Source organism: Agreia sp. Leaf335 (assembly GCF_001423605.1).
GTDB lineage: Bacteria > Actinomycetota > Actinomycetes > Actinomycetales > Microbacteriaceae > Agreia.
The window spans coordinates 110,627-124,665 of record NZ_LMOQ01000001.1 but is presented as its reverse complement, the minus strand read 5'-3'; the positions used below and the strand labels follow the sequence as shown (position 1 = coordinate 124,665).

General features: G+C 67.2%; 16 protein-coding genes. 10 read left to right on the top strand and 6 right to left on the bottom strand.

Annotated features, from left to right (window positions below; translation table 11 throughout):
- Positions 1-10 precede the first annotated feature (10 nt).
- A complete protein-coding gene (locus ASF79_RS00660; RefSeq protein WP_055850773.1) occupies positions 11-1,204 on the top strand; it encodes a Gfo/Idh/MocA family protein in 1,194 nt (397 codons plus the stop codon).
- Positions 1,205-1,246: 42 nt separating this feature from the next.
- Positions 1,247-2,260: a sugar phosphate isomerase/epimerase family protein gene (locus ASF79_RS00655; protein ID WP_055776794.1), complete on the top strand. Its 1,014-nt coding sequence runs from the start codon at positions 1,247-1,249 to the stop codon at positions 2,258-2,260.
- Between the two features lies 1 nt (position 2,261).
- On the opposite strand, the gene ASF79_RS00650 is transcribed toward ASF79_RS00655, so the two are convergent.
- The gene (locus tag ASF79_RS00650; protein ID WP_055850771.1) at positions 2,262-3,503 is read right to left on the bottom strand and encodes a cytochrome P450; all 1,242 of its coding nucleotides are present in this window, start codon (positions 3,501-3,503) and stop codon (positions 2,262-2,264) included.
- Positions 3,504-3,602: 99 nt separating this feature from the next.
- Here ASF79_RS00650 and ASF79_RS00645 point away from each other — a divergent pair, with 99 nt between their 5' ends.
- Positions 3,603-4,775 carry an epoxide hydrolase family protein gene (locus tag ASF79_RS00645; RefSeq protein ID WP_055850768.1) on the top strand — a complete coding sequence of 391 codons (1,173 nt, stop codon included), beginning with the start codon at positions 3,603-3,605 and terminating at the stop codon, positions 4,773-4,775.
- Here ASF79_RS00645 and ASF79_RS00640 read toward each other — a convergent pair whose 3' ends face one another.
- Positions 4,776-5,453: an AIM24 family protein gene (locus ASF79_RS00640; RefSeq protein ID WP_055850764.1), complete on the bottom strand. Its 678-nt coding sequence runs from the start codon at positions 5,451-5,453 to the stop codon at positions 4,776-4,778.
- 181 nt (positions 5,454-5,634) lie between these two features.
- On the opposite strand from ASF79_RS00640, the gene ASF79_RS00635 reads away from it, so the two are divergent.
- Both ASF79_RS00635 and ASF79_RS00630 read left to right on the top strand, forming a co-directional pair.
- The gene (locus ASF79_RS00635; RefSeq protein WP_235500585.1) at positions 5,635-6,489 is read left to right on the top strand and encodes a cytochrome c oxidase assembly protein; all 855 of its coding nucleotides are present in this window, start codon (positions 5,635-5,637) and stop codon (positions 6,487-6,489) included.
- A 49-nt stretch (positions 6,490-6,538) separates the two neighbouring features.
- Positions 6,539-7,495, top strand: a complete 957-nt coding sequence (locus ASF79_RS00630) for an aldo/keto reductase (RefSeq protein WP_235500584.1) — start codon at positions 6,539-6,541, stop codon at positions 7,493-7,495.
- A gap of 51 nt (positions 7,496-7,546) precedes the next feature.
- Here ASF79_RS00630 and ASF79_RS00625 read toward each other — a convergent pair whose 3' ends face one another.
- Positions 7,547-7,837, bottom strand: a complete 291-nt coding sequence (locus tag ASF79_RS00625) for a GIY-YIG nuclease family protein (RefSeq protein ID WP_055852905.1) — start codon at positions 7,835-7,837, stop codon at positions 7,547-7,549.
- 224 nt (positions 7,838-8,061) lie between these two features.
- Between ASF79_RS00625 and ASF79_RS00620 the strand changes: the two genes are divergently transcribed.
- Both ASF79_RS00620 and ASF79_RS00615 read left to right on the top strand, forming a co-directional pair.
- On the top strand, positions 8,062-8,667 hold the full coding sequence (locus ASF79_RS00620; protein ID WP_055852902.1) for a TetR/AcrR family transcriptional regulator: 606 nt from the start codon (positions 8,062-8,064) through the stop codon (positions 8,665-8,667).
- Between the two features lie 147 nt (positions 8,668-8,814).
- The gene (locus tag ASF79_RS00615) at positions 8,815-9,693 is read left to right on the top strand and encodes a DsbA family protein (protein ID WP_055850756.1); all 879 of its coding nucleotides are present in this window, start codon (positions 8,815-8,817) and stop codon (positions 9,691-9,693) included.
- 93 nt (positions 9,694-9,786) lie between these two features.
- Here ASF79_RS00615 and rocD read toward each other — a convergent pair whose 3' ends face one another.
- Together rocD and ddaH are read right to left on the bottom strand one after the other, a co-directional pair.
- On the bottom strand, positions 9,787-11,025 hold the full coding sequence (rocD, locus tag ASF79_RS00610) for an ornithine--oxo-acid transaminase (RefSeq protein WP_055850753.1): 1,239 nt from the start codon (positions 11,023-11,025) through the stop codon (positions 9,787-9,789).
- Entirely contained in the window at positions 11,022-11,882 is an 861-nt protein-coding gene (ddaH, locus tag ASF79_RS00605; RefSeq protein WP_055850749.1) for a dimethylargininase, read from the bottom strand. Before ddaH ends, rocD begins: the two co-directional genes overlap by 4 nt.
- 180 nt (positions 11,883-12,062) lie before the next feature.
- Here ddaH and ASF79_RS00600 point away from each other — a divergent pair, with 180 nt between their 5' ends.
- The 3 genes from ASF79_RS00600 to ASF79_RS00590 are packed head-to-tail and all read left to right on the top strand — an operon-like array spanning position 12,063 to position 13,660.
- Complete coding sequence (locus tag ASF79_RS00600; protein ID WP_044440623.1) at positions 12,063-12,491, top strand: Lrp/AsnC family transcriptional regulator; 429 nt, start codon at positions 12,063-12,065, stop codon at positions 12,489-12,491.
- A 19-nt stretch (positions 12,492-12,510) separates the two neighbouring features.
- Complete coding sequence (locus ASF79_RS00595) at positions 12,511-13,287, top strand: GTP pyrophosphokinase (RefSeq protein ID WP_326942837.1); 777 nt, start codon at positions 12,511-12,513, stop codon at positions 13,285-13,287.
- Positions 13,280-13,660, top strand: a complete 381-nt coding sequence (locus ASF79_RS00590; protein ID WP_055850745.1) for a GntR family transcriptional regulator — start codon at positions 13,280-13,282, stop codon at positions 13,658-13,660. Before ASF79_RS00595 ends, ASF79_RS00590 begins: the two co-directional genes overlap by 8 nt.
- Positions 13,661-13,680: 20 nt before the next feature.
- Here ASF79_RS00590 and ASF79_RS00585 read toward each other — a convergent pair whose 3' ends face one another.
- Complete coding sequence (locus ASF79_RS00585) at positions 13,681-14,034, bottom strand: hypothetical protein (RefSeq protein ID WP_055850741.1); 354 nt, start codon at positions 14,032-14,034, stop codon at positions 13,681-13,683.
- Between the last annotated feature and the right edge of the window lie 5 nt (positions 14,035-14,039).

Below are 14,039 nucleotides of genomic sequence, written 5' to 3'. Positions count from 1 at the left end.
TGGAGCAGTCGTGAGCACCACTCCCCCCACACCCCTCGGCGTCGCCGTCATCGGTTACGCGTTCATGGGAAAGGCTCACTCGGGTGCCTGGCGGAATGTCGGAGCGTACTTCGATGTACCCGAGATCGAGCAGACGGTGCTCGTCGGCCGCGATGCCGCGAAGGTCGCCGCCGCCGCTCGGAGGTTCGGCTGGAAAGACAGCGCCACCGACTGGCGCGCGGTCTTGGAGCGCGATGACGTGCACATCGTCGATGTCTGCACCCCCGGCATCCTGCACCGCGAGATCGTGCTCGCCGCACTCGCCGCGGGCAAGCATGTGATCGTGGAGAAACCGCTCGCCAACACGATCGACGAGGCAGCCGAGATGGAGGCCGCGTTCGAGAAGGCCCGCGCGAACGGCCAGCACGCGATCGTCAACTTCAACTACAGGCGCGTACCCGCGATCGCTCTAGCCAAGAAGCTCATCGACGACGGCCGCGTCGGTTCGATCCGACACGTTCGCATCAGCTACCTGCAGGACTGGCTGAGCGACCCCGACTCGCCCATGAGCTGGCGACTGCGTCGTGACGAGGCGGGGTCGGGCGCCCTCGGAGACTTGGGCTCGCACGCCACCGACCTCGTTCTGCACCTCACCGGCGAAAACATCGACAGTCTCACGGGCGGTGTGCACACCTTCGTGGCGCGGCGCCCCGCGGGTGACAGCGGCGACGGCGCGATCGGCGGCTCATCCACGAGCGGCGACTCGGGCGACGTCGAGCTCGAAGACGTGACCGTGGATGACGCCGCGTGGGCGACGGGCCGGCTCTCCGGCGGCGGCCTCCTGCAGCTCGAGGTCTCGCGCGTCGCGCTCGGCGCCAAGAACGGGCTCACGCTCGAGATCTACGGAGAGAAGGGCAGCCTGACGTTCGACCTCGAGAATCTCAACGAGCTGCGCTTCTTCGACGGTTCCGACGCAGCCGGTGAGCAGGGCTTCCGACGCATCCTCGTGACCGAGGCCGGGCATCCGTACGTCAAGCACTGGTGGCCCGACGGACACATCATCGGCTGGGAGCACACCTTCGTGCACCAGTTCGCCGAATTCCTCACCTCCATCCGCGACGACACCGAGTCGCAGCCGTCGTTCGCCGACGGCCTGCGGGTTCAGAAGGTTCTCGCCGCGGTCGAGGAGTCTGCCGCCGCAGGCGGCGCATCCATCACGCTGTAACCGACCCGCACGACCGAAAAACCGAACACACAAGGAGAAGCAATGACGCACCCCGTAACCCTGTTCACCGGCCAATGGGCGGATCTGCCCTTCGAGGAGGTGGCCCGACTCGCCGGCGAGTGGGGCTATGACGGCCTCGAGATCGCCTGCTGGGGAGACCACCTCGACCCGTGGCGTGCCGCCGAAGACGACGCATATGTGCAGTCCCGCCTCGACATCCTCGAGAAGAACAACCTCAAGGTCTACGCCATCTCGAACCACCTCAAGGGGCAGGCGGTCTGCGACAACCCCATCGACTTCCGCCACAAAGACATGGTGTCGGCCAAGGTGTGGGGCGATGGAGACGGCGAGGGCGTGCGACAGCGTGCCGCCGAAGAAATGAAGAAGACGGCCATCACGGCACGCAAGCTCGGCGTCGACACCGTCGTGGGCTTCACCGGCTCGAGCATCTGGCAGTACGTGGCGATGTTCCCGCCCGTGGGCCAAGACGTCATCGACGCCGGCTACCAGGACTTCGCCGACCGGTGGAACCCGATTCTCGACGTGTTCGACGGCGAGGGCGTGCGCTTCGCCCACGAGGTGCACCCGTCGGAGATCGCCTACGACTACTGGTCGACCGTTCGCGCCCTCGAGGCGATCGACCACCGTACGTCGTTCGGGCTCAACTGGGATCCGAGCCACATGGTCTGGCAGGGCATCAACCCGGTCGAGTTCATCACCGAGTTCGCCGAGCTGATCTATCACGTCGACTGCAAGGACACCCGCATGCGCAACGCCAACTCGGGGCGCGCGGGAATCCTGGGCTCGCACCTGCCGTGGGCCGACCCGCGTCGCGGCTGGGACTTCGTGTCGACAGGGCACGGCGATGTGCCGTGGGAGGACGCGTTCCGAGCTCTCGGCTACATCGGCTACACGGGCCCGATCTCGGTCGAGTGGGAGGACGCCGGCATGGATCGTCTCCGCGGCGCGCCCGAGGCTCTCGCCTTCGTACGCTCGCTGCTGTGGGACCGACCCACGGCATCGTTCGACGCGGCCTTCTCGACGAAGGTCGACTGACTCACGCGCGCACGGCCATGCCGGAGAGCAGCACACCGCTCTCCGGCATGGCCGGGAACGTGCGCAGACTCACCCTCAGATCCTGCGGGGGAAGCTCGTAGCTCATGCGCTGCGTCAGAATCTGTACGACGCGCATGATCACCCGTACGGTGAGCGGCTCGCCAGGACAGCGATGATCGTCGAGATAGGTGCCGCCGCCTTGCGCGATCAGATGGTTGGGATCGACGCCCTTCTCGGCGAACCGCTCCGGCCGAAAGACCTCGGGGTCGCCCCAGTAGCTCTTGTCATGGTCGGTGCCGTAGAGATCGAGCATCACCAGCGAACCCGCGGCGATCGGATGCCCGTCGAACTCGAGCGCTCGGCTCGCGCGACCGGCGATCACGGGAAAGAACGGATAGAACCGGCGCACCTCCTGCGCGAAGTCCTCGAGCAGTGACTCATCGCCCGACCGGAAGGCCTCGGCGAGGTCTGGGCGGCGGCGCAACCCGAGCACGGCGAAGAGGAGAAAACGGGAGATCGCGACGAAGGGTCGCAGCACGTTGATCAGTTCGACGGCCGCGACATCGACCGGCAGAGGCGCCCCCGTGCGCGACGTCTTCGAGGCCACCGCGCCGAGCACGGTGCCCTCGCTCGCCGCGGGGTCTGCGCGCGCATCGACGACGAGGCTGCCCGCCCACTTCTCGGTGCGGCGGCGGCGCGCTCGAGCCGCCCAGTTCGGCGGACCGATGCGGGCCGCGTTCTCGATCATCGACACGAACTCGCTCGCGCGCTCGTCGGCCCCCGAGGGCGTGGCTGCGATGCCCGACCACGACAGGATCGCGCGCGACAGGATCTTCGGAATCTCCGCGCTCAGGGAGACACGATCACGGTGCGCCCAGCCCCCGGCGGCGGACATCCATTCGTCTTCGACCGCGTCTGCGAGGCCGTCGAGGGCCTCGCGCGACATCAGCGCATCGACGAAGAGGTGCTTTCGGTCACGGTGATCGGCGCCCTCGAGGGTCTGGACGCTGCCCACGTCTTGCAGCAGGTGAGTGATCGACGGCGGGAGGGCCGCCGACCTCGTGAAGCGGCCCTGCTCGTAGAAGAAGCGGCAGGCATCCGAGCCCCGCATCACCACCACGGGCACGCCGAGCAGCCGCGTGCGGAACGCGTCGGTCTGCACGGCGTCGAAGCGACGGGTTCCGAAGAGGTAGCCGTCGGCGAGAAAAGAGAGGGCACTGTCTACGCTGCGAAGCTTCTGCATCTGCTCGAATGTAGAACGGGTGCGCGGGCATTTCGAGGACTTGACAGCGCGCTCGCCGTCGGTCGACGGAGGCAACGACCACGGAGTAGCCTGACGCGCATGCCCCCTTCGCCCACGCCCTTCAGCGCACAGGTGACGGCCGACGAGCTCGCCGATCTGCGCACGCGCCTGCGTGCGACCCGGTGGCCCGATGCCCCCGAGGACGCGGGATGGTCGCTGGGCACCGACGTCGACTATCTGCGCGAGCTCGTCGAGTACTGGGCCGAGGAGTTCGACTGGCCGGCGCAGGAGGCGGCCCTCGCGCGCATCCCGCGCTTTCGAGTGGAGCTCGGCGGTCTCGGCATCCACTTCGCTCACGTGCGGGGCGTCGGCGCCGCCGGCTCGACCTCGTCGGCGATGCCGCTGATCCTCAGCCACGGCTGGCCCGACTCGTTCTGGCGCTACTCCAAGGTGATCCCGCTGCTCACCGACCCCGGCGCGCACGGGGCCGACCCCGCCGATGCGTTCGACGTCGTGGTGCCCGACATGCCGGGCTTCGGCTACTCACCCAGACCTGTGGGCGCACCGCTGAACTCGATCGATGTCGCTGGCCTCTGGGCGCAACTGATGGATGCGCTGGGTTACGACCGCTTCGGCGCCGCCGGTGGCGACATCGGCAGTCACGTGAGCCGCTATCTCGCACTCGATTTTCCCGAGAGGGTGCTTGCGGTGCATCGCACCGACGCGGGAATCCCCGTGGCCCTCCCGGGTCTCGAACTCACGCCGAACGAGCAGAGCTTCGTCGACGAGGCCACGGCCTGGAATCTGAGCGAGGGCGCGTACGCGGCGATGCACCGCACGAAACCGCAGACCGAGGCCGTGGGGCTCACCGACTCCCCCGCCGGCCTGGCCGCGTGGATCGTGGAGAAGCTGCGCTCCTGGAGCGACTGCCAGGGAGATCTCGAGAGCAGCTACACGAAAGACGAGATCCTGACCCTCGTGAGCATGTACTGGTTCACCGGCACCATCGGCTCGTCGATGCGCATGTACAACGCGAACGCCGCGATTCCGCCGACGCAGCTCGCCCGTCGTGTCGAGGTGCCGTCGGGCTTCGCCCTGTTCCCCGGCGACCTCCTGCACCCGGCGCGCGAGTGGCTCGATCGCACGGCGAACACGGTGCACGTCAGCGAGCCCCCGCGCGGCGGGCACTTCGCAGCGTTCGAGGAGCCCGAGCTCTACGCGCAGGAGCTGCGCGACTTCTTCCGCCCGTTCCGCCCAGCGCCCTTGGTGTGACTACGCCGTGGCGGTGGTCGCGCCCGTGAACTCCGAGGGCTGAATGATGACCCAGCCCGGTCCGTGGAACGCGTACTGGAACGCCTCGCCCGATCCGCGGCCGATGAACGCGCCCGCACTCAGCGACGACTTCACCGTCGGCTGCAGGTTGGCGCTCCACGCGACGGTGGCGTTGATGTCGGTGAAGGTGGGCTGCTGTGAGCAGTCGAGGATCATCGGGGTGCCCTGGGTGGCGACCGCCAGGTGGCCGTGGCCGTGCACGGTGGTGTTCCAGAAACCGCCGGCCAGCATGCTCGCACCCTTGAGGCGGGTGAGCTCGTAACCCAGATCGGCCTGGAACGCCAACAGCGAGGTTCCGTTGATCGTGACGCCCTCGCCCTCGAGCTGGATCAGATGGATGTTCGCGCTGTGGTGCGCGAAGAAGACGTCGCCGTGGCCATACACGCGCATCAGGGGCTGGTCGTCTGACGAGACCATCTTGCGCAACAGGGCGCCGGCATCCCGTGCACCCTCGTGCTTGAATTCGACGTTGCCCTGATAGGCGACCATCGCGCCCTTGCGGGTGATGATGTCCCGACCCGGGCTCACGCGTGAGCGCAGCATGTAGGGGTTCTGCAACGCCATCAGAGCGTCGGATTCGACCTCGTTGTTCTCCTGGCTGAAAAGTGTCGAGCGCATGGGGAGTGTCCTTCTCGTGCGGTGAAGTGTGGTGGCCCCAGCTTAGGGGCCACCCCCAGCGCAGCCGAGTAGTATCCCCCTCGTTCCTGGCCTCACCTCACGCACCTTCGCCCTGAAAGGCACGCCGACGCCTCCCCTCGACATCCTGCTCGGTTCGTGGTCGCTCGACCCCGTCGCCCTCGTGGCGATACTCGCCAGCGCCGCGCTGTACGCGATCGGCGTCTCGCGCATCCATCGCGGCGGCGGCCGCTGGCCGGTCTCGCGAACCGTCTTCTTCGTGGTCGCCGGTCTCGGCTCGTGGGCCGTGGTCTCGTTCGGGTTTCTCGGCACCTACAGCGAAGAGCTCAGACTCGCCTTCACCACCCGCATCGCGCTTCTCCTGTTCGTCGTTCCCGCGCTGATGGTGCTGGGCCGCCCCGTCGAACTCGCGCGACGCTCGCTCGGGCCGCGAGGCTCCGCCCGGCTCGAACGCGTGCTGTCGTCGTGGATCGTGCGCGTCACCGGCAACGCCGCATTCGCCACCCTGTTCGCCGCCCTCTCCTTCTGCGTGTTCCTCACCCCGCTGGCCGGCGTGCTCAGGCTGAGCCCGATCGCCGAGCCGGCCATCGGCATCCTCGTGCCCGCCATCGGCCTGCTCTTCGCGCTGCCCCTCGTCGAGAATTCTGCGGCGCGCAGCACCCTGTTCATCACGGCCGAGTTTCTGCTGGCCTTCGTCGAGCTGGTTCTCGATGCGATCCCGGGCGTGCTGATGCGTCTGAACGACGGCATTCTGGATGGCGTCGGCCCCTTGATCGCCAGCGGGGTAGGCGCCGTCGCGTCTCAGGTGCTGCCCGGCTGGTGGCCGAATCCGCTGCACGATCAGCACCTCGCGGGCGACCTGCTCTGGTTCATCGCCGAGATCGCCGATGTGCCGATTCTGATTCTGCTGTTCGTGCGCTGGTCGCGGCTCGACCGCCGCGATGCCACGAAGATGGATGCGCTGAGCGACGACGAGATGGACGCCCTGACCCGCGAGCACCTCGACCGCCGCGGCTGAGCCCGTGCGCTGCGGGCATCCGCTGAGCACCTGCGCGTAGGCTCGAATCGTGGATGACATCGAGATCGAAAGCAGCATCGCCTCACGCCTGGGACTCGGACTCGCCGCGATCGGGCGCCCCGCGTACATCACTGCAGGCCGCGAGAAGGATCTCGGCGCGGGTGCCGATCGAAGCGTGGATGCGATGCGAACCCGGGCCCACAAACTGCTCGACGCCGCGTGGTGGCTGGGCATCCGGTACATCGACGCCGCCCGGTCGTACGGACTCGCCGAGCAGTTCCTCGGATCGTGGCTCGCCGAGCATCCGGGGCACCGCGACGAGCTGACCATCGGCTCGAAGTGGGGCTACGAGTACATCGGCGACTGGCGGCTCGACGCGCCGCAGCAGGAGCGCAAGGAGCACTCGCTCCCGATGTTCGACAAGCAGTGGGCCGAAACCCTCGAGGCCCTCGGCTCCGAACCCGATGTCTACCTCGTGCACTCACTGACCTCAGACAGCCCTGCCCTCGACGACTCCGCCCTGCTCGATCGCCTGCGCGCGCTTCGCGACAGCGGCGTGCGGGTGGGCTTCTCGACCAGCGGGGCCGATCAGGCCGCCGTGATCGAGCGCGCGCTCGGTCTGGCCGACTCCCCCTTCTCAGCCGTGCAGTCGACGTGGAATCTGCTCGAGCCCTCTGTCGGCGATGCCCTCGCGGCGGCGAACGACGCGAAGTGGCTCGTGGTCGTCAAAGAGGTGCTGGCCAACGGTCGGCTGACGTCGAGGGGAGACGAGACAGCCGCCGCGGCTCTCGCCACCGAAGACGGGCAGCGCCTCGACGCACTCGCCATCGGCGCGGCCGTGGCGCATCCGTGGGCCGACATCGTGCTGACCGGCGCCGTGACGCGCAAGCAGCTCAAGCAGAATCTGGATGCGCGTCCGCCGTCGCTCGACGAGGAGCGCCTCGCCGAGCTGGCACAGCCCGCCGAGCAGTACTGGGCGGCCCGCGCCGCGCGGGCCTGGAGCTGACCCCTCGCGCTGATCGAGTAGACGCGCGACGAAGGAGCCATCGTATCGAGATCACTCCCGCCGCTTCCAGACCTTCTTGCTCAAACCAGGCAGTCTATGAAGTTCCCCGCTGATGAGCGCCTCTCGCTTGGCGCGACCCCATCCTTGGATGCGCTTCTCCATAGCGAAGGCTTCGTCGACCCGGTCGTACTCCTGTGAGAAGACGAGCTCGACTGGAAGACGACGCTTGGTGAACTCAGCACCATCCCCGGACGCGTGCTGTTCAACGCGAGCTTCGAGGTGCCAGGTGCTCCCGACGTAGTAGCTCCCGTCTGAGCAGCGGAGGATGTAGACGTACGGCATGCTGAGGATTATGGCCGGTGATCCATGAATAGCGAGCCAATTATCCACAGGTGGTCTCGATACGCTTCGGCCGCGAGCGGCCTCGGGCTACTCGACCAACGCAACTCCCTCGAGCGGTCTCGGGCTAATCGGGTGACGAAGCTGCCTCGGTCACCTCGATCGGCGTGCTGAGGTGCAGGTTCGTTGTGAACGGCGCGGCTGTCGCCACCGGTAGAGTCGCCCCCATGACGGTGAGCGGTAAGCCACGGGGCTCCTACGCGAAGACCGCTGCCCGACGGCGCGAGATCCTCGAGGCCGGCATCGAGGTCTTCTCGGCCAGCGGCTTTCGCGGCGGCTCGATCCGCGAGATCGCCGAACGGGTCGGCATGAGCCAGGCCGGTCTGCTGCACCATTTCTCGAACAAGAACGAACTCCTCGCGGGCGTGCTCGAGCTGCGCGACGACACGTCTCGCGACATCTCGAATCTCGACAGCGCAGACGGGGTGGGGCACCTCCGCGGCCTCGTCAAGGTCGTCGAGTACAACGCGGGCGTGCCCGGGCTCGTCGAACTGCACTGCGTGCTCTCGGCCGAGGCCACCTCGCCCGACCACCCCGCGCACAGCTACTTCGTCACTCGCTATCGGTCGGTCGTCGCACTCACGACGCAGTCGTTCGAGAGCGCACGCGCCGCCGGCCAGCTCGCCCCGGGCGTCGACCCGGCGAGCGCGGCGCGCACACTGGTGGCGCTGATGGACGGCCTCCAGGTGCAGTGGCTGCTCGACAGGACTTCCGTCGACATGGCCGAGGAGACCCGCCGCTATCTGCGCCCGCTCCTGACCGTTCCGCTCTGACCTGCTGACGAACTGCCGCAGGTCACGGTCCAGATACAACACGCCGCTCGGCTGTTCCTCAGTCTTTTCTGGGCAAGGTCGAAGGGCCGCCGAAGCTGCGCTCACTAGTGTCGGGGCGTTCGTTCTGCACCCCGAGGAGACCAGCCGATGAGAGCCGACAAGACGCACTTCAGCGGACTGGGCAAGAAGGATCGCCGCGCCCTCGTGCGTGAACTCGCCCGACTCGAACGCGAAGAGGCGGCGCGACGGAGGCGGCGCCGACGCATCGCGTGGCGAGCCGGCCTCGGAGTCGTGGGGGTCGCCGTACTGTCGGTCGGAACCGTCACCATCGTCTCCGCGCTGCAACCGGCACCCGCGCTCGGACCGTTGAACATGGCCAGCGACGGCATCCTGTTCTCGGGCAACGGCAAGACGGTCACCGCGGCCACGACCGTGGCTCTCGAGTCGAAAGAGGCTCCCGAGACGAACCCGCTCGACACGAGCGACGGCATGCTGCACCTGGTCGCGTACGTCGACTACGGCAACGCAGACTCGGCCACGTTCGAGACCACGAACGGCAGCACCCTGTTGTCGTGGGTGACCTCGGGCAATGCGACGCTCGAGCTGCACCCCGTGGCACTCGACGACTCGGTGAACCAGAACTACTCGACGCGCGCGGCGAATGCCGTGGCGTGCGTGGCCGATGCCTCACCTGACAGCGTTCCCGCCATCAACAGTGCGCTCGCCGCCGCCCAGCCGACCGCCGGAGCGTCGGGACTGACCGATGCGCAGCTCGTCGCACTCGTGCAGAAGGCGGGCGAGAACGACACCTCGGTCGCAGACTGCATCACCTCGAGCGGCTTCGGCGCATGGGTCGCGGATGCCACGGGCCGGGCCCGCGCGTCGGTTCCGAATTCCGACGTGCCGACCCTCACGACCGCGCCGCTCGTGCTCGTGAACGGCAAGGCCTACACCGGACCCCTCGACGACGCGAGCGCCTTCGAATCGTTCGTGAAGAGCGTCTACGCGCCTGCGCCGGTCGAGTAGCCGCGCGAGGAACGAGCGCGGCGTATCGAGACCGCCCGACAGATCTCGATACGGCCGCGGGCGGCCTACTCGATCAGCGCAGAAAAAGGTCGATCAGTGCAGGCTGAACGACTGCAGCGTGGCCTCGAGCTCGTCGACCAGCCAGTCGAGATCTTCTTTCGAGATCACGATCGGCGGGGCGAGGCGAATGGTCGATCCGTGCGTGTCTTTCGCCAGGATGCCGCGGGCGAGGAGCGCCTCACAGACCTCGCGACCCGATGCCAGCGCGGGGTCGATGTCGATGCCCGCCCACAGGCCGGCGCCGCGCACCTCGACGACACCGCGACCCACGAGCGACAGCAGCCGCGAGTGCAGATGCGCGCCGAGTTCGGCCGCGCGGGACTGATACTCGCCGGTGGCGAGCAGATCGACGACGGCGTGTCCGACGGCGGCGGCCAGCGGGTTGCCGCCGAAGGTCGACCCGTGCTCGCCGGGGTTCAGCACGCCCAGGATGTCGGCGTTGCCCACCACGGCAGACACGGGAACGATTCCGCCGCCCAGCGCCTTGCCCAGCAGATAGAGGTCGGGCACGACGCCCACGAGGTCGCACGCGAACGTGGCTCCCGTGCGTCCGAGCCCGGACTGGATCTCATCCGCGATCATCAGCACGTTCTGCGCCGTGCACAGTTCACGCAGAGCGGGCAGATACGACGCGGGCGGAGCGACGATTCCCGCCTCACCCTGGATCGGCTCGACCAGCACGGCGACCGTGTTCTCGTCGATGGCGTTCGCCACGGCATCCACATCGCCGTAGGCGACACTGCGGAAGCCGGGCGTGAACGGGCCGAAGCCCTCGCGAGCCGTCTGGTCGTCGGAGAAGCTGATGATCGAGATCGTGCGGCCGTGGAAGTTGCCGTCCATGACCACGATGTTGGCCTGCTCGGGCGCGACGCCCTTGACCCGATAACCCCAGGCTCGGGCCACCTTGATGCCCGACTCCACGGCCTCGGCGCCGGTGTTCATCGGCAGCACCATGTCTTTGCCCGCGAGCTCGGCGAGCGCGGTGACGAACGGGCCGAGTCGGTCGGAGTGGAACGCGCGCGACGTGAGCGTGATGAGGTCGAGCTGCGCCTTCGCCGCATCGATGAGCACGGGGTTCGAGTGCCCGAAGTTGACGGCCGAATACGCGGCGAGACAGTCGAGGTAGCGTCGCCCGTCGATGTCGGTGACCCAGGCTCCGTCGCCCGACTCGACGACGACCTGAAGCGGGTGGTAGTTGTGCGCGGCGTGCTCCTCGACGAGCCGGATGGCCGCCGCCTGGCTGGCCGAGAGCTCGAGGGCCACGGTGCTCATCGGAGTTCCAGCGTGCAGCACTTGACCCCGCCGCCGCCGAGCAGCAACTCGGACAGGTCGACCTTGATGGGGTTGTAGCCGCGCTCGCGCAGCTGCTTCTCGAAGCCCAGGGCACGGTTCGCGATGACCACGTTGTAGCCGTCGGAGATCGAGTTGAGGCCCAGAATCGCGCCGTCTTCTTCGCTGACCAGGATCGCGTCGGGGAACCGCTTCTCGAGCTCGAGACGGCTGGCCGTGTCGAAGGCGCTGGGCAGGTAGGCGATGTTCGCCGACGTGTCACCCGTGAGCGGGTCGAGCACCGAGATCGCGGTGTCGAGGTGGTAGAAACGCGGGTCGACGAGGTTCAGCGTCACGACCTCGCGGCCGTAGATCTCGCCGAGTTCCTCGTGGCTGTTCGAGGCGCTGCGGAACCCGGTGCCCGCAAGGATCACGTCGCCGACGAGCAGGAAGTCACCCTCGCCCTCGTTGGTGTTCTGCGGCTCGGCGACCTCGTAGCCGTGGTCGCGGAACCATTCCATGAACGCGGGGCCCTCGGGCTGGCGCTCAGGGTGCGTGAACAGGGCGCCGTAGGCGACGTTGTCGATGATGAACCCGCCGTTGGCGGTGTAGACCATGTCGGGCAGTCCGGGGATCTGGTCGATCAGCTCGACGGTGTGGCCGAGCGACAGGTAGGTCTCGTAGAGCGTGTTCCACTGGGTGACGGCCAGCGACGTGTCGGTGGGGATCGCCGGGTCCATCCAGGGATTGATGCGGTACGCCACGGTGAAGTGGTCGGGGCGGCACATGAGGTAGTGCCGCTTGGTGGCGACGCGAGCGGGAGCCTGAGCCTGGTCTGAGGTTTTGAGAGTGGACGTCATGGGGAGTTCCTCCGAGGATTGTCACGGGAGGCGGACTGAGTCCAGTGGCCCAGGCCTGTTGCACAGCCGGGCACGCCTTCGATCAGTCTTGCATGCGGCAATCCGCGCGTGACGATCTTTCGACGCCGAACTCATGCGCCAAGTGCCAGCCGTTGCAACAATTCCGCGTATCCTCGCTGTATGGACGCGCTGGACTACAAGATTCTCGACCTGCTCAAGCTCAATTCCCGCTCGGGCTACGGCGACATCGGCCAGGTCATCGGACTGTCGGCCTCGGCGGTCAAGCGGCGCATCGACAGGCTCGTGGGCAGCGGCATCATCCGCGGCTTCACCATTCAACTCGACCCCACCCTCGACGGCACAGTGACCGAGGCGTACGTCGAGCTGTTCTGCCGCGGAACCGTCGCGCCCGCCGAGCTCAAGCGCATCCTGTCGTCTGTGCCCGAGGTGGTCGATGCGGGAACCGTCACGGGCAGCGCCGACGCCATCGTGCACATGCGCTCGCGCGACATCCCGAGCCTCGAGCTCGCCCTCGAGAAGGTGCGCATCGCGCCCAACGTCGACCACACGCGCAGCGCCATCGTGCTCTCGAACCTGATCCGCAGGTAGCACTGGCAGACTTCGACTCGTGCACGCCCCCAATAATCCGCCCGAGATCGATCTCCGGGCCGAGTTCACGCGCTTCATGATGTCGTACAAATTCGCCATCGACGAGGTCATGACGAAGATCAACATCCTGCGCGAAGAGTTCAACCACGTGCACGACTACAACCCGATCGAGCACGTCAATTCGAGGCTGAAGTCGCCCGAGTCCATCCTCGAGAAGGCCCAGCGCAAGAGTCTCGAGATCGACACCGCCGTGATCCGCGAGAACATCCACGACATCGCCGGGATCCGCATCACCTGCAGTTTTCTGAGCGACATCTATAAGATCCGCGACATGCTCGCGCGCCAGGTCGACCTCACGGTGATCACCGAGCGTGACTACGTGGCCGCGCCCAAGGCCAACGGCTACACGAGCCTGCATCTCATCGTCTCGATTCCCGTCTTTATGTCGGACAGGGTCGAGCAGGTACCCGTCGAGATTCAGATCCGCACCATCGCCATGGACTTCTGGGCGAGCCTCGAGCACAAGATCTACTACAAGTACAACCGCGAGGTTCCGGTGACGCTGCTCGACGAGCTCAAAGACGCCGCGGCCACCGCGAACCGTCTCGACCTCAAGATGCAGAATCTGCACACGCAGGTTCGTCAGCTGAACGCGAGCGCCGACGCAGCGCCCGCCGGCAGCGAGGGCACCGTTCCCTTCGGCGACCTCGAACGTCTCATCGTGCCCAAAGCGCTGCTCGACTCGCTGGCGGAGCAGTCACCCCGACCTGCATCGACCGAGGCGTCCGATGCCTGACACGAGTTTTCCCGGCGCCTGGTCGGTGGATGCCGAGGGCTCGGCGCCTCCGTTCGAGCAGCTGCGGGCGCGCGTTCTCGACCTGGTCACCTCGGGCGAACTGCCCGCGGGCTTCCGGCTGCCGCCGGTGCGCACGCTCGCCGAGCAGCTCGGGCTCGCGGCGAACACGGTCGCCCGGGCTTACAAAGAACTCGAGGCCGACGGGATTGTCGAAACCCACGGAAGGGGAGGCACCCTCGTCTCGGCGCAGGGCGACGCGGCCCGTCGCGCGGCCCAGCATGCGGCCGCGGAATACGCGGCGAAGACCCGCTCACTGGGCATCACGGAAGCCGACGCCCTTGAACTCGCGAGAACCGCTCTGACCCTTCGCTGACCGAACGGCGGCGCAGAACGCTACTTCTCGAAGCCCTCGAGATCCATGTCGATGTCGACCGCGTCGTCTGCCGCGCTCCCCCTGGGCATAGCGAAGCGGGCGGAGTCCAAGGCGAGCATCTTCTCGCGGATGTACGCGATCACCTCTGAGTTGTCGGGCGCCTCGAGACTGTTGTGCGAGGTGGCGGCGATGATGTTGGTTCCCGAATTCAGCAGCAACGTGGCGACGACGGTGTCTCCGTCGGCGTCGAACGCGTTGAGCTTGACCGTATCGGCCTTGCCGTGATTTGCGAGCACCGCCGCGTATTCGATGGCCAGATCGGCCGCCTCGTCGCCGATCATCAGTGTCTTCTCCGCGTACATGATGTGCTTCATGCTTC